The organism is Paenibacillus sp. Lou8.1, from assembly GCF_024213565.1.
GTDB classification, from domain to species: domain Bacteria; phylum Bacillota; class Bacilli; order Paenibacillales; family Paenibacillaceae; genus Paenibacillus; species Paenibacillus polymyxa_B.
This window is the reverse complement of the sequence record NZ_JANAVN010000028.1, coordinates 1-22,925: the sequence shown is the minus strand read 5'-3', so window position 1 is coordinate 22,925 and position 22,925 is coordinate 1. Positions and strand designations below refer to the sequence as shown.

Genomic DNA, 22,925 nt, shown 5'->3' with positions numbered 1-22,925 from the left:
CCACGCTCATCCGTCCGGTCGATGACTACCGCTTGACGCACGCCCGGCACCCGCTGGATCGCCGTTTCAATCTCGCCCAGCTCGATCCGGTGGCCCCGGATTTTCACTTGATAATCCATCCGCCCGATAAAGTCTACATTGCCGTCTGGCATCCACCGCGCCAAGTCGCCTGTGCGGTACAATCGTTCACCTGGCACGAACGGATTGGCCACGAATTTCTCGGCTGTCAGGTCCGCACGGTTCAAGTATCCCCGTGCTACCCCGGCTCCGCCGATGCACAGTTCACCCAGTACGCCGATCGGCACCGGATTTAGCTGGCTGTCCACAATGTAGAAGCGGGCGTTCAGCCACGCCTGGCCAATCGGCACATTGCCGCTGCTTGGCAGCTTCGACAATTCTTCGTCGTAGAAGCTGGAGTCGATTGCCGCTTCCGTGACGCCGTAGCTGTTCATAATGCGGATATCCGCGCCAAATCGTTCTTGCAGCACCCGGTAATCCGTCACGCTGCAGCTGTCCGAGCTGGTGATCAGCAGTTCCAGACTGCTCATGTCCAGTCCCTGTTCATGTACATGCTGCATGAACGGTACGATCAGGGCCGGAGTCGATTCGAACACCGTAATCTGATAATCGCGAATCCAGCCATATAGACGGCTTGGATCAATGCGATCATCTTTCGGACAGATAACCATCGTTCCACCGTTATAGAACACCCGTGCGATATCCCCGACGAACACGTCGAAGGAAAAGCTCGCCAGTTGCAGCAACCGTACCGGGAACTGGTTCAGACGGTAATCCCGACGGTATGCCGCAGCCGTATTCACCAAGCTGCGATGCTCAATCATGACACCCTTCGGACGTCCCGTTGTCCCGGAGGTGTAGATCACATACGCCAGATCCTGCGCTTCGTTGATGTGATCGACGTCTGCCGTATCTCCGGTGTACAGTGACTCATCGTCCAACGCCAGTACGGTATGCAGACGCAACCCCGTTGCCGGTTCGGATGTTGCTTCGCTATCAGGTGGCGAATCTGCTGTTCCATTCAGGGTTCCATGGAGAGTACTTGATTCCATCGTCTCAGCGCCAGCCGCTGTTTCCAACTCGCCCTCAGTCTGCTCTCCGGCCAAGGCCTGTCGGCTTTCTTCCAGCCATACCTGTGCACGCTCCTGCAAGCCGATTTGGGTCAACAGTACCGTCGCACCGCTGTCCTCCAGCATGAAACGAATACGTTCGGACGGATAGTCTGCATCTAGCGGCACATATGCGCCTCCAGCTTTCCACACCGCCAATACGCCGACCAGCATGTCTACCGAACGTTCACTCAAAATGCCGATAATCGACTCGCGTCCAATGCCTTCATTCCGCAATCTACGCGCCAATTGGTTCGCACGCTCGTTCAGTGTGCGGTACGTCAGTTGTTGTTCCTCGTACACCACCGCCACGTGATCTGGTACAAGCTGCGCCTGTTCTTCCACATAGGTATGGAACAAGGCTCCTGCTTCAACAGCAGCAACATCCGATACTCCCACATCTCCAAAACCGTAGATGATTTGTGCCTTCTCCTCGACGGTTACCATATCCAAAGCTGCCAGTGGCTGCTGTGGATGAAGGGTAATTGCACGTACGAGTTCGGTAAAATGCTGTGCCAATCGCGCGATGGTTTCAGGCTTGTACAGCGCTGTGCTGTATTCCAGACTGCACAGAATGCCTTCCGGCTGCTCCACTGCATCCAAGGTCAGATCAAATTTGGCCGTATGATTGTCTGTCGGATACGTTTTAAAGGTCAGACCTTCCAGCTCGAACTCCTGCTGCTCAAATGTTTTCAACTCAAACATCGTGTCAAACAGCGCATTCCGGCTCGTATCCCGCGTTAAATTCAGCTTTTCAACCAGCTCTTCAAAAGGATATTCCTGATGCTCATACGCACTGAGCGCATGCTCTTTGACCTCTTGCAAGTAGTCCAGGAACGTTTTGTCGCCAGACGGATAATTGCGGATCGCCAGCGTGTTGAGGAATACGCCTACCAAGCCCTCCAGTTCCGCATGCGGTCTTCCGGCAATCGGCGTGCCGACGATGATGTCCTCCTGCCCCGAATATTTATGCAAGAGCGTGCTATACGCGGCCAGCAACACCATGTACAAGGTGGAGCCGGTTTGCGCGGCCAGTTGTTTCAACTGCTCGCTATCCTCCAGGCTGATCGCAAATTCCAATCGAGCTCCTTCCAGACGCTGTACGGCTGGTCTTGCAAAATCCGTTGGCATATCCAGTGCTGGAATGTCACCAGCCATCGTGTTCAGCCAGTAGCTTTCCTGCTCACGAAGACGTTCACTTTGCATATCGGCATGCTGCCAAACCGCATAGTCCTTGTACTGGATGCGCAGAGGCGGCAGTTCCTTGCCTTCATACAATTGAGAGAACTCCTGCACGATAATTCCTTCAGTCACGCCATCCGAAATAATATGGTGCATGTCATAGAGCATGACATGACGCTCCGGTCCGGTTTCCACCAACTGAACCCGCAGCAATGGTGCTTGTGCGAGATCAAATGCACGTACAAAGTCCTGTGCGTACTGCTGGGTCTCTTCTTCGCTTGCCTGCACATGCTCCACGTTGAATGCGACGCCCGATTCAATCCGTTGAATCACCTCGCCATCCACCATGTCGAATCGGGTTCGCAGGGCTTCATGACGGACAATCAGCTGGTGGAAGGCTTGCTCCAGTCGCGTTTTATCCAAGGAACCTTCAATGATCAAAGCGCCCGGCATATTGTAGCTAACCTCTCCGCCTTCCAGGTGACTCAGCACGTACATCCGTTTTTGCGCCGAGGAAACCGGATAATATGCACGTTCCTCCGCAACAGGGATGGATACATACGTTTGCTGTGTCTGATCTTCTCCCATCACCTGCACCAGTTGCTCAATTGTTGGATATTGGAAAATATCTCGCAGCGCCAGCTTGTAATTCAGCTCCTGATGGATTTTCGCCATCAGTGTTGTCGCGCGCAGAGAATGTCCTCCGACTTCAAAGAAATGGTCCTTAATACCGATCTGCGGATGATTCAGAACACTTTGCCAAATACGTACCAACTGCTCTTCCAGCGGTGTGCGCGGTGCCACGTACGCCGTGCCTCCTTCGAGGCGCGCTTCCGGCGCAGGCAACGCTTTGCGGTCAATTTTCCCGTTTGGTGTCAGCGGGAAATGATCCAGTTGTACGACATATGTCGGGATCATATACCCCGGCAGCTTGGGCTGCAGCATGTTGCGCAGCTCGGGCAAATTCAGCGCTTCAGAGGCTACGACATACGCACACAAATCCTTGTCTCCGTCTTCGTTTTCCCAGGCGGTGACGATGGCTTTCTGAATGCCGTCCACGGTCAGCAGCTGTGCTTCCACCTCGCCCAGTTCAATCCGGAAGCCCCGGATTTTGACCTGATCATCCATCCGGCCGATAAAGTCCACATTGCCATCCGGCATCCACCGCGCCAAGTCGCCTGTGCGGTACAATCGTTCACCCGGTACGTACGGGTTCGCTACGAATTTCTCGGCGGTCAGGTCTGCACGATTCAGGTAGCCTCGTGCCACCCCGGCTCCGCCAATGCACAGCTCACCCAGTACGCCGATCGGCACCGGATTCAGCTGGCTGTCCAAGATGTAAAACCGGGCGTTCAGCCACGCCTGGCCAATCGGCACATTGCCGCTGCTTGGCAGCTTCGACAGCTCTTCATCATAGAAGCTGGAGTCAATCGCCGCTTCCGTGACGCCGTAACTGTTCATAATGCGGATATCTGCGCCAAACCGTTCTTGCAGCACCCGGTAATCTGTCACGCTGCAGCTATCCGAGCTGGTGATCAGCAGTTCCAGACTGCTCATGTCCAGTCCCTGTTCATGCACATGCTGCATAAACGGTACGATCAGGGCCGGGGTCGATTCGAATACGGTAATCTGGTAATCGCGAATCCAGCCATACAATCGGCTAAAATCAATCCGGTCGTCTTTCGGACAAATGACCATCGTGCCGCCGTTATAGAGCGTCCGCGCGATATCCCCGACGAAGACGTCGAAGGAGAAGCTCGCCAGTTGCAGCAAACGTACCGGGAACTCGCTCAGACGGTAATCCCGACGATACGCCGCAGCCGTATTGACCAAGCTGTGATGCTCAATCATGACCCCTTTCGGACGTCCAGTTGTCCCGGAGGTGTAGATCACATACGCCAGATCCTGCGGTTCGTTAATCGGCTCGATATCGGTGGTGTCTCCGATGTACAACGACTCATCGTCCAACACCAGCACGGTATGCAGACGCAGCACTGTTGCCGGTTCGGATGCTGCTTCGCTGTCAGACTTCGAATCTGATTTCAAGCTTACGCCTTCACTAAGGCGGTCTCTTTCCATCGTTTCAGCGCTAACCGCCGTCTCCAGCTCACTCTCATTCTTTCCTTCGCCCAGAGCCCATTGGCTTTCATTCAGCCAACCCAGTGCACGCTCCTGCAAGCCCGTTTGGGTCAACAGTACCGTCGCACCACTGTCCTCTAGCATGAAACGAATACGTTCTGACGGATAGTCTGCATCCAGCGGCACATAGGCGCCTCCAGCCTTCCACACCGCCAATACACCGACCAGCATATCCACCGAGCGTTCGCTCAAAATGCCGACAATCGATTCGCGTCCGATACCTTCATTTCGCAATCTCCGCGCCAATTGGTTCGCACGCTCGTTCAGTTTCCGGTACGTAAGCTGCTGCTCCTCGTACACCACCGCCACATGATCCGGTACAAGCTGCGCCTGTTCTTCCACAAAGGTATGGAATAAGGCTCCTGCCTCGACTACAGCAACATCCGATACCCCCACATTTCCAAAACCATAGATGATTTGTGCTTTTTCCTCGGCAGATACCATATCCAAAGCTGCCAGTGGCTGCTGCGGATGCAGTGTAATTGCACGTACAAGTTCGGTAAAATGCTGTGCCAATCGCGCAATCGTCTCAGGCTTGTACAGCGCCGTGCTGTATTCCAGACGGCACAGAATGCCTTCTGGCTGCTCTATTGCATCCAAGCTCAGATCAAATTTGGCCGTATGATTTTCCAGCGGATACGAATGTAAGGTCAGACCTTCCAGCTGCAACTCCTGCTGCTCCAATGTTTTTAACTCAAACATCGTGTCAAACAGCGCATTTCGGCTCGTATCCCGCGTTAAATTCAGCTTTTCAACCAACTCTTCAAAAGGATAGTCCTGATGCTCATAAGCACTGAGCGCATGCTCCTTCACCCCTTGCAGATAATCCAGGAACGATTGGTCGCTAGACGGATAATTGCGGATTGCCAGCGTGTTGATGAAGACACCTACCAGACTCTCCAGTTCCGCATGTGGTCTTCCAGCAATCGGCGTGCCTACTACGATATCTTCTTGGCCTGTGTATTTATGCAAGAGCGTAGTGTACGCCGCCAGCAGCACCATATACAAGGTTGATCCTGTTTGCGAAGCCAGTTCTTTCAGGCGTTCGCTAACTTCACGCTCCAGTCCGAATTCGATCGTATCCCCTGCCGTACTCTGCACCGCCGGACGGGCAAAGTCGGTTGCCAGATCCAGCACAGGCACGCCGCCCCGGAAGGTACCCAGCCAGTACGCTTCCTGACGCTGCATCCACTCCTGGTGGGTTTCGCTTTGCTGCCATACCGCATAATCCTTGTACTGAATCCGCAATGCCGGTAGCTCTTCACCGCCATACAAGCGGACAAATTCATCGGTCAGTACCTCCATCGACACACCATCCGAAACGATATGGTGCATATCGAGCATGAGTAAATGCTGGGATGCCTGCTTTGCTCCTTGTGCGCCCAGATCCACCAAGCCTACCCGCAGCAGCGGTGCAGCTTTCAGATCGAACGGACGCACAAACAGTCGTACCCGTTCTTGTGCTTCCTGGCTGATCGTCGTGTCCGTAGCTGTATCCAAATCTGTAGATGTGTCCTGATCTGTATCCGTAGTCGCACGCTCTACCTGTACCTTCGTATATTCCACTTTGAACGGCACGGTGTCCTCAACCCATTGCATTGGCTCGCTGTCGATCAGCTCAAAGCGGGTACGCAAGGTTGCATGGCGGGCGATCAATTGACGGAACACGTCTTCTACTCGTTTTACGTCCAGCGGACCGCTCACTTGCAGCACCGACGGCATGTTGTAGTTCACATCACTTGGATCAAACTGATGCAGCACATACAGTCGTTTTTGCGCCGAAGATAACGGGTAGAAATTGCGTTCTTCCGTTACCGGAATGGACGCATAGGTTACTTGATCCAGACTTTCTAACATCGTTGCCAGTTGTTCAATCGTTGGTGCTTCAAAAATACTGCGCAGTGGAAGCGGCTTGTTCAGCTCCTTGTGAATCTTCGAGGCCAGTGTCGTCGCCCGCAGCGAATGTCCGCCAATCTCAAAGAAGTTTTCCTTCACGCCGACCTGCGTGAGACCCAGCACATCCTGCCAAATGTGCGCCAGCTTCACTTCCACCCACGTCCGCGGTGCGACATAATCGGCTCCGGTTTGCAGGCTGCCTTCCGGTGCTGGCAGGGCCTTGCGGTCAATTTTGCCATTTGGACTCAGTGGCATCTGCTCCAGCTGTACAAAGTACGATGGCACCATGTAGCTTGGCAGCTCCCGGCCCAGCTCACTTCTCAGCTCGCTGGCGCCGAGCTCTTGTCCGGCGACATAGTAGGCCACCATTTGTTTTTGGCCCGTTTCGTCTGCACGCGCCAGCACCACGGCTTCGCGTACCGATTCCACTTGGAGCAGCTGCGATTCGACCTCGCCCAGTTCAATTCGGTACCCGCGGATTTTGACTTGATGGTCGATCCGGCCCAAATATTCAATGTTGCCGTCTGCCATCCATCTCGCCAAATCACCTGTACGGTACATCCGTTCATAGCCTGCTTCCCCGCCAGCAAACGGGTCGGCTACGAATTTCTCGGCCGTCAGCTCTGGACGGTTCAGGTAACCGCGGGCTACACCTACACCGCCGATGCACAGTTCTCCTGCAACCCCGATCGGCTGCAATTGCTCCGTGCCTTCCTTCACGATGTACAGACGAATATTCTGAATCGGTTTCCCGATCGGAATAACTCCATATTCCCCATCCGGTTCACAATCAAAGTACGATACATCCACCGTCGCTTCGGTCGGGCCGTACAGGTTGACCAGTTTCGCTCCAGTCAGGCTCGACACAAGCCGTTGGAATCGCGCCACATGCTGTGGCGGTAATGCTTCACCACTGGCAAACACATGGCGCAGCGTACCCAGCTTCGCTTGCATCACTTCTCGTGGCTGCTGCTCCACGTACTCTAGGAACGCATGCAGCATCGCAGGTACAAAGTGCATCGTGCTCACGCCATCGCGGGCAATCGTGTCGACGATGTCTTCCGGGTTCTTTTCCCCGCCTACCGACAGCAAGCTCACCTTCGAGCCAACCAGCGACCACCAGAACAGCTCCCACACCGACACGTCGAACGTGAAGGCGGTCTTTTGCAGGATCGTATCCTCTGCACTCAAGCCGTAACGGTCATGCATCCACAAAATCCGGTTCAGCACGGAATGGTGTTCGACCATAACGCCCTTCGGTTTTCCAGTCGAGCCGGAGGTGTAGATCACGTAGGCTACATGACGCGAACCCGCCAGTGGCTCCAGATTCGAACCGTCTTTGTGGTAAATGTCTTGGCCATCCTGCTCATGATGATCCAGCACCAGCACCTGGCCGTCGAAACTCAGTGAGGCTTGCTCCGCCAAATGCGACTGCGTCAGTACCAGCTTCGCTCCTGAATCCTCCAACATAAAGCGGATACGGTCTGCCGGATATTCTGGATCAATTGGCACGTAGGCTCCGCCTGCCTTGAGGATCGCATAAATACCTACGATCATGTCCAGAGAACGGTGAGCCAGTATGCCTACAGGCTGATCCGGTTGGACGCCTTCCGCACGCAAAGTGCGTGCGAGTCGGTTCGCGCGCTCATTCAACTCCGCGTAGGTCAACGATTCCGATCCGCACAACACTGCTGCCTGATCCGGTGTATTCGCGGCCTGCTGCTCGAACAGCGCACTTAACGTTTGATCCTGCGGATAGGTTGCCGCCGTATCCCCCCAGACCTGAACGATCTGTGCTTGTTCTTCCGGTGTCACCAATTCCAGCTCATTCACACGAATATGCGGATTGTTCACGATTTGCTCGATGACATGCAGTACATGTCCCTGCATCCGCTCTATTGTAGACCGATCGTATACATTGGCGTTGTACCTGAACATGATGCGGAATGTTTCATCGGGCATCACAATCAAGTCCAGATCATAGTTCGTTTGCTCAACAACCTCTACATTCGTAATTTCAAAAGCGGATGGACGAACTTCACCAAGCTGCTCGACTTGCTCCTCTACCGGATAGTTCTCAAATACCATAATGTGGTTTATTAGATGCTGCTTCTGCTCGGTCAGCGCCTGAATTTCATACAGCGGGAAGCTGTCATAGGCTCCCGAAGCCAACGCTTGCTCCTGCGTTTTCCGCATCACTTCCACAAAAGTGGCATTCCGTTCACTTTGAATCCGAACCGGGATGGTATTAATGAACAGACCGATCATATGCTCTACACCAGCAATATCCGTCGGACGTCCAGATACGACACTGCCGAACACAACATCCTCATTGTTGTTATATTTCTGCAAAATCAGGCCCCACACGCTCTGCATCAGCGTATTAATCGTGACCTGCTGCTGCTTCGCAATCCGGTGTATGGCTTTGCTCCACGTTGGGTCCAGATCTACCGTTATTTTTTCAGAAATATATTCGCTGGTTTCACCCGATGTAGTGGATACAGTATTAGCCGCTTGGTCTTTCGATGAAGTATCCGATCCAGGTAACAAGGTCTGCTGTTCAAAGCCAGCCAAATAGCTGCTCCAATACTCTTTTGCCGCATGTTCATCCTGACGTCCCAGCCATTCGATATATTGGCCATACGGTGTGATAGGAGCAAGCTCCGGTTGCTTCTGCTCCAGCAGCGCAAAGTACGTACCAAACACTTCGCCTGTAACGAGCGATAAGCACCAGCCGTCCATGACAATGTGATGGAAGCTCCATACCAAATGATACGTTTCTTCATCTGTTTGCAATACCTGTACGCGCATGAGTGCATCCGTACCGAGATTAAAGCCCCTAGCTTGGTCCTCTAGCTTAAACGCCTGGATATACGCCTGTTGCTCCGCTTCCTGCATTTCCCGTATATCCTGGAAGGAAAGGTCGCTATCTTTGTGACGGAATACGATCTGCAATGGCTCCTGACTGTGTCCTGTCTCAAACATATGGAAATTCGTTCGCAGCGCTTCATGACGCTGTGTCAGTACATCCAGACTCTTGCGGAAAATTTCAACATCAAAGCTGCCTTTTTGATCAAACGACGCTTGCTGGAAGTAGGCGCCTGAGTCCGGCTCCATCAGATTATGGAACAGCATCCCCTTCTGCATAGGCGAAAGAGCATATACATTCTCCAGCTCGCCTACAGAAGCTGTTTGCTCTGTCAATTGTTCCAGCTGCCCAAGCGTCAAGCCTTTGAACAATACATCGCTTGGTGTTAGCTCACTCCGCTCTTTGGAGGCACAATGAGCGATCACTTCCTGCAAGCTTTCCTGCAGCAACTGCGCAAATTTTTCTACATTTTGCTGATGATATACCTTACTGTCATAGCGAATTTCCAGTGTCAGCGCGCCCGCTGTAATCATTCCGTTCACATTCAGCGGATGCTCCAGAACGGTATGGTCACTCATCGGCTCTCCACCTGGATGTGAAGACAGCGTGATATCCCCATTTTCCAAGTCCTGATCAAATTGTCCTAAATAGTTAAAGCTAATTTCAGGCTGCAGGGTCCAGGAAGGATGGGCATCATGCTGAGACATATATTTTAAAATGCCGTAGCCAATACCCTTATGCGGCACATGGCGCAGGTCTTCCTTCACCCGCTTGATTCGCTGCCCGACTGCTGCCTTTCCGTCCACATCCAGCAGCACCGGATACTGACTCGTAAACCAGCCCACGGTACGCGTGATGTCGATATCTGGAACAATGGCTTCCCGGCCATGTCCCTCCAGATTGACCAGCACACGCTCCTGACCGCTCCAGTTATATACCGCTGTGCCGAGTGCGGTTAACAGCAGATCATTGACCTCGGTGTGGTACGCACGGTGTACTTCTTGAAGCAACATCCGTGTTTCCTGCTCGCTCCAAGCCACAGTCACAGTCTCACTGTCTCTGATCAGAAAATGCTGCCCTTCCGCTCTTTCTTGATCCTTAGGCAACGATGCAATTTCTATTTGGGCAAGACGCTGCCAATATTCGCGTTCATTTTCGATCGCCGGACTATTCGCATATTGAGACAACCGCTCTGCCCAAGCGGAGAAAGAGTCCGTTTTATAAGGTAGGCGAATCGCTTCTCCCCGCACGGCCTGCTCATATCCCGTGGCAAAATCCTCAAACACAATTCGCCACGAAATCCCGTCCACCACCAAATGGTGAATCGCAATCAGTAGATGATCCCCATCCATGCAGCGGAAAAGTCCCAGCTTCACCAGCGGTCCTTCGTCCAGACGAATGGAACTTTGGATGGCATTGGCTTTCATTTCAATCGCCATCACCACATCTGCCGCGTCTTCGACGCCCATCAGATCTACAACATCCAGACTATACAGCTCGCCTTCGTTCAAACCGCGATTCCACGCTTCATAGCCCTGTTCGGTCTGACGGAAGACCATACGCAAAGCATCATGATGCTCCGTTACCTTGGTCACCGTTTCACGCAATGCGGCTTCATCGAAGCCTTGCGCTCTATACAGCATCACCGACTGGTTGAAATAATGTGGCTCTGCTGAGGATTGTCCAAAGAACCATTGCTGAATCGGGGTCAATCTAACTGCCCCCGAAACCACCCGCTGATCGGCTGTACGGCTGACCTTGTGTACATGACCGCTCAGCAGCGAAATGGAAGGATATTGGAACAAATCCTTCATGTCCAGCTTGTAGCCCGCTTGCAGCAAACGGGAGGATACCTGGATTGCCTTGATCGAATCGCCGCCCAGATCAAAGAAATTATCCAAAATTCCGACTCTCTTTGCTCCTAATACAGCCTGCCAAATGGACACTAACGTCTGCTCCAGCGCTGTGCGCGGCTCTACATAATCCGCTCCGCTTTGCAGGCTGCCTTCTGGTGCCAGCAGGGCCTTGCGGTCGATTTTACCGTTCGGCGTCAGTGGCATTTGTTCTAGCTGGATGAAATACGAAGGCACCATGTAGTTTGGTAGCTCCTCGCCCAGTAAGCTGCGTAGCTCACCAGCGCTTACTTCCCGTTCAGCAACATAGTACGCCACCAGTTGGTTTTGTCCCTGCTCGTCCGCCTGGGCCAGTACGATGACCTCTTGTACGTCCTCCACTTTCAAAATTTGTGCCTCAACCTCGCCCAGCTCGATCCGGTAGCCCCGGATTTTCACCTGATGGTCGATCCGGCCCAAATATTCGATGTTGCCGTCTGGCATCCATCTCGCCAAGTCACCCGTACGGTACATTCGTTCATAGCCGGCTTCGCCAGCCGCAAACGGGTTCGATACAAATTTCTCAGCCGTCAGCTCTGGACGATCTAGATAACCCCGAGCCAGACCCGGACCGGACACGCACAGTTCACCCGCGACGCCTACCGGAGCCAAATGTCCATGCACATCCAGCATGTATACCCGATGGTTCGGCACAGGGCGTCCGATGGAAATCAGTTGTCCAGCTCTCTCATCCTGGGATACCGGCCAGATGGACGTCGCCACTGAATTTTCGGTTGGACCGTAGCCGTTGTAGTACGCCACCTGATCCTTCCACTTGTACACCAGCTCGGTTGAAGATACTGAACCCGCCGTAAACAAAATACGCAGGTTTGGCATCCGTTCTGGCTCCAGATACACCGCATAGGTCGGCGGCAAAGCTGCTACCGTGATTTGGTGATTCGCCATATATTGCTCAAACCGCTCGTAGTTCAAAATCGTCTCTGACGTTGGTACATACAGTGTGGCTCCACAGAAGAGTGCCTGGAAGATTTCCCAGCAAGCCGCATCAAACGAATAGCTGGCGAACAGCAACGCATGATCCGACGTGCTCATCCGAAGCGTCTGATCAAAATACGTTTTCAGATTGCACAGCCCGTGATGCTCCAGCATTACACCCTTCGGCTGCCCCGTTGTACCCGACGTGTAGATCACATACGCTAGATCGTTCGGACCGGACCACGGTTCCAGATTGGAATGATCCTCATGGTACACATCCTGCGTTTCATCCAGCACCAGCATGCGGCCGTCAAACGTGACTTTGTCTACCAGATGACTTTGTGTCAACAGCAACTTCGCTCCCGAGTCATCCAGCATGTAGCGGATACGCTCCTCTGGATACGACGGATCGATGGGGACATATGCACCTCCAGCTTTTAAAATCCCGAAGATACCCACGATCATGTCTACCGAACGTTCGGTCATCAGGCCCACCAAACGATCTTTCGTCACGCCTTGACTACGCAAGGTACGAGCCAAACGATTGGCGCGTGCATTCAGCTCGCGATAGGTCAGCGCTTCTCCTTCGAAGAACAATGCTGTCTGCTCCGGCGTCCGCGCGGTTTGCGCCTCGAACAAGCCGTGAATCGTTTGCTCGTTTTGATATGCTACCGCTGTATTTCCCCAAGCCTCAACGATTTGCTCACGCTCCTGCGCGGTTACCATATCCAGCTCATGCACCCGAATGTCTGGCTTCGCTACCACCTGCTCCAGCAGTTGCACCAGATGACCTCGAATTTGCTCTATACTTTCCCGTTCAAAGGCCAGCGCATTATACCCAAAACTCATATGGATGGTGTTCCCCGGCAGTACCACCAGGTTAAAGTCATAGTTGGTCTGCTCGACAGACTCGGCTCCGGTGATGCTGAAGCTGGACTCATCACTGTTGCCTAATTGCTCCAATTGTTCCTCTACCGGATAGTTCTCAAAAATAAGAATATGATTGATCAAATCCTGCTTAAGCTCCGATAGCCCCTGAATTTCATACAACGGGTACGTATCATAGGCATGGGAAGCAATCGATTGCTCTTGGGTTTGCTTCATCACGTCTGAGAATAAGCTGTCCACTTGACTGCGGATGCGTACAGGAATGGTATTGATAAACAGACCAATGATGTGCTCCACATTCGGAATGTCTGCCGGACGTCCAGATACCACGCTGCCAAACACCACATCATCGGTGCCATTATACTTTTGCAGCAAAAGGCCCCAAACAGTCTGCATCAACGTATTGATCGTTACCTGATAACGCTTGGCTACGCGCTGAATGCCTGCCGTTAGATCCGCGCCCAAGTCAAAATCCAGACGCTCCGCCTGATATTCCGTTTTGCCTTGAATTTTAGCCTGCGGCAGGCGGGACTGTTCCTCATATCCTTCCAGAACCTTGCTCCAGTAACCTGATGCAGCCTGACGATCCTGCTGTTCCAGCCATTCAATATATTGACTGTACGGCGTTACAGGGGCCAGTTCAGGCTGCTTATGAGCCAGTATCGCAAAATAACTCGCAAACACTTCGCCTGTCACCAGCGACAAGCACCAGCCGTCCATCACGATATGATGGAAACTCCATACAAAACGGTACGCATCCTCACCTGTGCGCAAAACGGCCACACGCATCAAAGCATCTTGCGCCAGATCAAAGCCTCTTTGCTTGTCTTTGCGCGTATATTCGAGGATGTACTCGTTTTGCCGCTCTTGCTCCATATCCCGCAAATCCTCTACATACAGTTCGCTGCGCTTATTCCGATACACAACCTGAAGTGGTTCATCTTTCCAGCCACTGTAGAAGTTCGTGCGCAGCACCGTATGCCGCTGCACCAATATATCCAAACTTGCCGCAAATGCAGCGATATTAAAATGTCCCTGCAGATCAAAGGAGGCCTGTTCAAAGTAAGCTCCTGATTGCGAGTCCATCAGATTGTAAAAGAGCATCCCCTTTTGCATCGGCGTCAGCGCGTATACATTTTCCAGCTCACCGATATGTGCCGCCTGTTCCGCGATTTGTTCCAGTTCTCCAGTCGTCAGACCTTTGAAGGACACATCACTCGGCGTCAGCTCCGGCTGTTCCTGAGCGACACAGTGCGTAATCACCTCTTGCAAAGCGGATTGCAGCAGGCTCGCCACACGTTCCAGCGTTTCTTGGCGATACTGCTTACGGCTGTAAGCGATCGTCAAGCGCAGCGTGCCTTCCGAGATCATTGCATTCAAATCCAGCGTATATTGCAGCGGTGAATGTGCATCCTCTGTCTCCCCTGCGCTATAGGATGACCATGTGATTCCACTGTTTTGCACATCCTGATCGACCTGTCCCAAGTAGTTAAAGCTGATTTCCGGTTCTGCTCCAATCGCCTGCGCTTCACCTGATGCAGACGCAGGAGATAAGTAGCGCCATGTGCCATAGGTCAGCCCTTTATGTGGAATGCGGCGCAGACCTTCCTTCGTTTCTTTGATGTGCTGTGCCAGCGTCAGGTTGACATCTGTGTCCAGCAGCACCGGATACAAGCTCGTAAACCAGCCTACTGTACGTGTAATATCCACCTCTGGCAAGATCGCTTCCCGGCCATGTCCCTCCAGGTTCACCAGCACCTGTCCGGCGCCTGTCCAGTTGTGCATCGCTAATCCTAACGCCGTCAGCAGCAAATCATTGACCTCGGTGTTATAAGCGCGATGGGCCTGCTTTAGCAGTTGCTCCGTTTCAGCCTCGGTCCACTCCACCGTCAGCACTTCGCTGTCTGCATTCAAGGAGCCCTCATAGGCAAAATCCTTAGGCAGCGGCGCAACTTCCGCTTTGGCCTGTTCCAGCTGCTTCCAGTAGGCTTCATCCGATGCAGCCTCTGGACGATTGGCATAAGACGACAACTCCCGTGCCCATGTTTGGAAGGAATCCGTTTTATAGGGCAATCGTACAGGCTCGCCCTTGATCGCCTGCTCGTAACCTGTCGAGAAATCTTCAAACAGAATTCGCCACGATACCCCGTCCACCACCAAATGGTGAATGGCTATGAGCAAATGATCGCCCTCGGCTGTGCGGAACAATCCCAGCTTGACCAGAGGCCCTTCGCACAGGTGGATGCTGCTTTGAATTTCATTTGCCTTCGCTTCCAGCGCTTCCGCATAGGATGCTTGTTCACGGTAGTCTGCGGTTTCCAGCGTATACAATGCGCCTTCATCTACACCGCGTGTCCAAGCCTCGTAACCAGATGAAGCCTGACGGAAAACCGTACGAAGCGCATCATGATGCTTCACGATGTGATCCATGGTCCGGCAAACCGCCGTTTCATCAAAGCCCTTGGCACGATAGAGCATGACCGCCTGATTAAAGTGCTGCGGACGCTCGCGCTCCTGCGCAAAGAACCAATGCTGGATCGGAAGCAAAGCGGTTTCCCCGCTCACTTCTCCTTGATCTGCCATACGACTGACCTCATGCATATGCGGTGCCAGTGCTGCAACCGTTGGATACTGGAACAAATCCTTCATGTCCAGCTTATAGCCAGCCTGGAACGCACGGGATGCGATTTGGATCGCCTTGATCGAATCGCCGCCCAGATCGAAGAAATTGTCCAAAATACCGACAGTCTGCAGTCCCAGTACCGACTGCCAGACCGCTACTAGAGCGCGTTCTTGAGCAGTACGCGGCTCTGCATAATCCGTTCCGGTTTGTAGGCTGCCTTCTGGTGCTGGCAGGGCTTTGCGGTCAATTTTGCCATTAGGACTCAGTAGCATCTGCTCTAGCTGTACAAAGTACGATGGCACCATGTAGCTTGGCAGTTCTCGGCCCAGCTCACTTCTCAGCTCACTGGCACCCATTTCTTGTCCGGCGACATAGTAGGCCACCATTTGTTTTTGTCCCGTTTCGTCTGCACGAGCCACGACGACCGCTTCGCGTACCGATTCCACTTGGAGCAGCTGCGATTCGACCTCGCCCAGCTCAATCCGGTACCCCCGGATTTTCACTTGATGGTCGATCCGGCCCAGATATTCAATGTTGCCGTCCGGCATCCATCTCGCCAAATCGCCTGTGCGGTACATCCGTTCATAGCCGGCTTCGTCTTCGGCAAACGGGTCTTTCACAAATTTCTCGGCCGTCAGCTCTGGACGATTCAGATAGCCGCGGGCTACCCCGACACCGCTGATGCACAGTTCTCCTGCAACCCCGATCGGCTGCAATTGCTCCGTGCCTTCCTTCACGATGTACAGACGAATATTATGAATCGGTTTTCCGATTGGAATGACCGAATAGGTTTCATTAGGCTCGCAATCGAAGTACGATACGTCCACCGTTGCTTCGGTTGGACCGTACAGGTTGATCAGCTTCGCTCCGGCCAGGCTCGACACCAGCCGTTGGAACCGGGCCACATGCTGTGGCGGCAACGCTTCGCCGCTGGCAAATACGTGGCGCAGCGTGCCCAGCTTCGCTTGCATCACTTCCTGTGGCTGCTGCTCCACATATTCTAGGAACGCATGCAGCATGGCAGGTACAAAGTGCATCGTGCTCACGCCATCGCGGGCAATCGTATCGACGATGTCTTCCGGGTTCTTTTCCCCACCTACCGACAGCAAGCTCACCTTCGAGCCGACCAGCGACCACCAGAACAGCTCCCACACCGACACGTCGAACGTGAAGGCCGTCTTTTGCAGGATCGTATCTTCCGCACTCAAGCCGTACCGATCATGCATCCACAAAATCCGGTTCAGCACGGAATGGTGCTCCACCATCACGCCCTTCGGTTTTCCCGTGGAGCCGGAGGTATAGATGACATAGGCTACATGGTGTGGCCCAGCCAGTGGCTCCAGATTCGAGCCGTCTTCGTGGTAAATGTTCTCGCGATCCAACACCAGCACCTGGCCGTTGAAACTCAGCGATGCTTGCTCTGCCAGATGCGACTGCGTCAGTATCAGCTTCGCACCCGAATCCTTCAGCATAAAGCGGATGCGGTCCGCTGGATAGTCCGGATCGATGGGTACATAAGCTCCGCCTGCCTTGAGGATCGCATAAATGCCTACGATCATGTCCAGCGAACGTTGAACCAAAATGCCCACGGGCTGATCCGGTTGGACGCCTTCCGCACGCAAGGTGCGTGCGAGTCGGTTCGCTCGCTCATTCAACTCCGCGTAGGTCAACGATTCCGCTCCGCACAACACTGCCACCTGATCCGGTGTTTTCGCTGCCTGCTGCTCGAACAGTGCACTTAGCGTTTGATCCTGCGGATAAGCTGCCGCCGTATCCCCCCAGACCTGAACGATCTGTGCCTGTTCTTCCGGTGTTACCAATTCCAGCTCATTCACTCGGATATTCGGATTGTCCACAATTTGTCCAATGACGTGGTCAATATGACCCCGGATACGCTCCATGGCAGACCGGCTATACACGAGAGCATTGTATTCAAGCAGGATAGAGATATCCTCATCAGGCACGACAATCAGGTTAAAATCGTAGTTGGTTTGCTCGGCAAGTGCCACATTGGCAATCGAGAAGCCTGTTTGTGCCTTTGTCTCGCCGGAACCGCCCATCTGCTTCATCTGTTGCCCGATCGGGTAGTTTTCAAAGACCATAATGTGATGAATCAGGTCTTGTTTTTGTTCAGTCAGTGCCTGGATATCGTACAACGGGAACGTATCATAGACACTGGAGGCCAAAGCCTGTTCCTGGGTGCGCTGCAATACTTCAGCAAATGTAGCATCCGGTGCACTGCCAATGCGTACTGGAATCGTGTTGATAAACAATCCGATCATGTTCTCCACGCCTGGAAGGTCTGCCGGACGACCGGATACCACACCACCAAACACAACATCCTGATTATTATTGTATTGCTGTAAAATAACGCCCCACACACTTTGCAGCAATGTGTTAATCGTGACATGTTGTTGCTTGGCCATTTGGTTTAATGCCGCAGTCCGTTCTTTACCCAACCTAAAGGGCAGCTTTTCCGAAACATAGCCGGAATGGGAACCCGCACCGCTTCTGTCCGGTTCTTCATTGCGTGCGACTACAGAAGCTTGTGCGTTCTCACCAGGCAACAAGGTTTGCTGCTCAAAACCTGCCAAATAGTCACTCCAATAACGGGTCGCTTCCTGTGCATCCTGATGTTCCAACCATTCGATATAGTCACTATACGGCTTGACAGGTGCCAGCTCTGGCTGCTTGTGCTCCAGCAAGGCAACATATGCCCCAAACACTTCGTCCGTCATCAGGGACAGGCACCATCCGTCCATCACAATATGATGGAAGCTCCATACAAAACGATATGAGCTATCCCCTGTGCGGAAGACGGATACTCGCATAAGCGCATCCTTGCTTAGATCAAAGCCTCGAGCTTTATCCTGGGCCACAAATTCAGCTACAGCGTGTTCACGCCCTCTGACATCCTCATAACGGAAGCTCGGATTTTTATGACGATAGACGATCTGCAACGGTTGACCATACCAGCCGCTGTAGAAATTCGTCCGTAATATAGCATGCCGGCTAACCAGCAGCTTCAAGCTTTCCTCGAATAGGGATGGCTCAAAGTACCCCTCCAGATCAAAGGTCGCCTGTTCAAAATACACGCCTGTTTCTGCATTCATCAAACTATGGAACAGCATCCCCTTTTGCATAGGGGTCAAGGGGTACACATTTTCCAATTCCCCAACCGTCTTGGTCTGCTCCTTAATCGTATCTAATTGCTCCATTGTCAGACCTTTTAGCAATACATCACTTGGAGTCAATTCGGTCCGCTCCCGTGTGACACAATGCTCGATCATTTCAAGCAGGTTGGATTTCAGCAGATTGGCTAGCATGTGGACGGTGTCCTTACGGAAGGCTTTGCCGTTATACCGAATGTCCAGTTCCAGGATGCCATTCGTTACGATACCGCTCACATCGAGCGCATATTTCATCTTCGTCCGGTCACTAACGACCGATCCAATTGAGTAAGGAGACATACACATACCGCTGTTTGGCAAGTCCTGATCCAGCTGTCCGAGATAGTTAAAGCTTACTTGTGGCTCGGCAAAAGCTTGATATTGACCAAGGTTCAGCACACCTGCTTGCTGACCAACGGCTTGGCCGGATTCACTCAGATGTCTCCAGATTCCGTAGCCCATTCCTTTATTGGGAATAAGGCGCAGGCTCTCTTTGACCTGTTTGATGCGTTCTGACAAAGCGGGATCACAACCAACGTCCAGCAATACCGGATATGGACTCGTAAACCAGCCTACCGTACGAGAAAGGTCCGTATCCGGCAAAATGTTTTCACGTCCGTGTCCCTCTAAATTAATCAGACTGCGTTCATGACCCGTCCACGTGTACAGCATCATGCCCAGTGCCGTCAGAAGCAGATCGTTCACTTCCGTGTTATATGCGCGGTGTGCTTGCTTCAACAGCCGTTCAGTCTCTTCTTCCGTAAGCTGGACGACCACTGTATCCGTGTCAGCCAAGGTAAAGGGCTCAGCCTGCGCTTGATCCTCAGGCAAACGTACTTGGTCAGCCCAAGCGGCTGCGTTCCATTGCTCCCAGTAGGCGTGTTCACTTTCCATAGCTGTGCTATTCGCATAGGTGGAAAGTTTTTGTGACCAGGAACGGAAGGAATCCGTTTTGTCCGGCAGCTGAAGCACTTCCTGATGAACGGCCTGTTCATAGGCAGTAGCCAAATCCTCAAACAAGATACGCCAGGATACCCCGTCCACGACTAAATGGTGAATCGCCATCAGGAGATGGTCCCCATCTGCACAGTGGAACAAGCCCGCCTTCAACAACGGCCCTTCATGCAGCTGAATACCGCTTTGGATTTCACTGGCTTTCGCCTCAATTACCGCGCTGAGCATGGCTTCATCCGTCAAATCCCTAAAGTCCAGCACGTCCAGATGATACAGCTCGCCTTCCTGTATTCCGCGGTTCCATGCTTTATAGCCTTGCTCGGTCTTGCTGAACACCATCCGCAGTGCATCATGGTGCTCTGCTAGTTTGCCAAGCGCCTGACGCAGAGCAGCTTCGTCAAACCCCTGCTCCCGGTGCAGCATAACCGCCTGATTAAAGTGATGCGCATCCACTTGCGCCTGCGTAAAGAACCCATGCTGGATCGGAAGCAACGCCGTTTCTCCGCTCACTTCTCCCTGATCTGCCATACGACTGACCTCGTGCATATGCGGTGCCAGCGTTGCGACGATGGGATAGCGGAACAAATCCTTCATGTCCAGCTTGTAGCCTGCCTGGAACGCACGCGACACGATTTGAATCGCCTTGATCGAATCGCCGCCCAGATCAAAAAAATTGTCTAAAATACCGACGGTTGGCACGCCCAGGACGGACTGCCAGATCGCTACGAGTGTTCGTTCTGTTACAGTACGTGGCGCTGCATAATCCGCACCGCTTTGCAGACTGCCTTCTGGTGCTGGCAGGGACTTGCGGTCGATTTTACCGTTCGGTGTCAGCGGCATCTGCTCCAACCAGATGAAATACGACGGCACCATATAGCTTGGCAGCTCCCGCCCCAGCTCCTGTCTCAGCTCACCGGCTCTAAGCTCTTGACTCGCCACGTAGTACGCCACGAGCTGTGTTTGGCCCGTTTCGTCCGTACGGGCCATGATGACCGCTTCTTGTACCGACTCCACCTGCAGCAGCTGCGATTCGATCTCGCCCAGTTCGATCCGGTAACCTCTGATTTTCACCTGATGGTCCATCCGACCCAAATATTCAATGTTGCCGTCCGGCATCCATCTTGCCAAATCGCCTGTACGATACATCCGCTCATGGTCTGACTTGTCATCAGCAAACGGATTATTCACAAATTTCTCGGCCGTCAGTTCTTCACGTTTCCAATACCCACGGGCCAATCCTTCCCCTGCAATACATAACTCACCTGGTACGCCGACGGGCTGCAATTCCCCATTCGCATTCATGATATAGATTTGCGTATTCGCGATAGGACGTCCAATATTAATGTGCTCCGCATGGGTCAGTTCCTGCACGGTCGACCACACCGTCGTTTCTGTAGGTCCGTACATGTTATAAATGCGAGGACCGTTTATTTCTTGCAGTGCTACGAGCAGCTTGGACGGAAGGGCTTCACCCCCGACCATAATGGCCTTCACGTTTCGCAGCGCGCGGGAACCTGCTTCATGACCCAGCAGCATTTGTAACCGGGATGGGGTCATTTGCAACATCTCAATATGATGATGTGCAATCAATTCACCCAGCGCCTGCGGATTCACCTGATGCTGGCTGTCGCCAAGCACCACCGTCATTCCACCCAACAAGGGCAAGATGGTTTCCAAGACGAAAATATCGAATGAAATAGTCGTGAGTGACAAAATGGTTTGGCTCGCTTCAAAGTCAATGACTTCGCGCATTCCGGTAATAAAGTTGAGGACCGAGCGATGCTGGAGCATAACTCCTTTCGGATTTCCAGTCGAACCCGACGTATAGATGACATAAGCCAAATGCTCTGGGCGGGCAACCGTCTCCAGGTTGCCGCTTTCTCCCTGATACAAGGCTGCATCCTCAAGAAACATGGTATTGGCGATGTAGTGATGTTCTTCTGCCAGATCACGACTGGTCAGAAGCACTGTGGCCTCGCTATCTTCCAGCATGTATGCAATACGAGAGGACGGAAATTCGGGATCAATCGGCACATAAGCACCACCTGCTTTGAGAACAGCCAGGAGACCTACGATCATTTCCACGGAGCGCTGTACCATCAGTCCGACCAGTTTGTCAGGTCCTACTCCTTGTGCTTGAAGCATTCGGGCCAATGAATTTGCCCGTTCATTCAGTTCCCGATAAGTCAGACTCTGATGTCCAAACACCAATGCCACCTGATCTGGCGTATATTCTACCTGTTCCTCGAACAGCTGATGGATCGTCTGTTTGCATGGGAATGCACAAGCGGTGTCATTAAATGCCGCTGTAATCTGCTGCTTTTCCGCCGCTGTGAGTAGTTCCAGTTCTTCAACACGAACATGCGGATTGAGCGAAATTTGCTCCAGTAGGCGTGCAAAATGCCCATACAGACGCTCAATACCTGCTTGATCAAAGCTGAGCGTGTTATACATAAAACGAATCTTGATGCCTTCACCCGGCATAACGACGACGTTCAGATCATAGTTGGTTTCCTCTGTAGACACCACGTTCGAAATCGTAAATTTATCCTGTCCATCACTGCCCAACTGCTCTACCTGCTGCTCCACCGGATAATTTTCAAATATCATAATATGGTTAATTAAATCCTGCTTCTGCTCGGTCAGTGCTTGAATTTCATACAGCGGGAACGCATCGTAGGCATTCGAAGCCAGCGCCTGCCGCTGTGTTCGTTTCATCAGCTCGACAAAGGTTTCACCTGGTTCAGACTGCACGCGCACTGGAATCGTGTTAATGAATAGCCCAATCATGTGCTCCACACCTGGAATATCCCCTGGGCGACCGGATACAACGCTGCCAAACACAACATCCGAACTGTTATTATATTTTTGCAACAAGACGCCCCATACCGTCTGAATCAGCGTGTTGATCGTCACCTGATTTTGCTTCGCCACCCGTTCGATCTGGGCAACCAGCTCTGGCTGGAATTCGCAATCCAGATCTTCAGCAACATATTCCCCGGTGTGCATCGATTTAGGCTGTATTTTTTGCTGCGGGAGCGTAATTTGCTGCTCATAATCTTCCAGATATCTGCTCCAGTACTGCAGGGCCGCTTCACGGTCCTGACGTTCCAGCCATTCAATAAATCGACTGAACGGCGTAACAGGCTCCAGTACGGGCTTATGACCCGCGCGCAGTGCCAGATAGCTGCCGAATACCTCCTGTGTCATAAAGGACAAGCACCAGCCATCCATCAAAATATGATGGAA

Annotated in this window: 1 protein-coding gene; it reads right to left on the bottom strand. The window is 52.7% G+C overall.

Features of this window, described 5'->3' with window-relative positions:
* On the bottom strand, positions 1-22,925 hold a 22,925-nt coding region (locus NLX78_RS26020; RefSeq protein ID WP_254351883.1), incomplete at both ends, for a non-ribosomal peptide synthetase.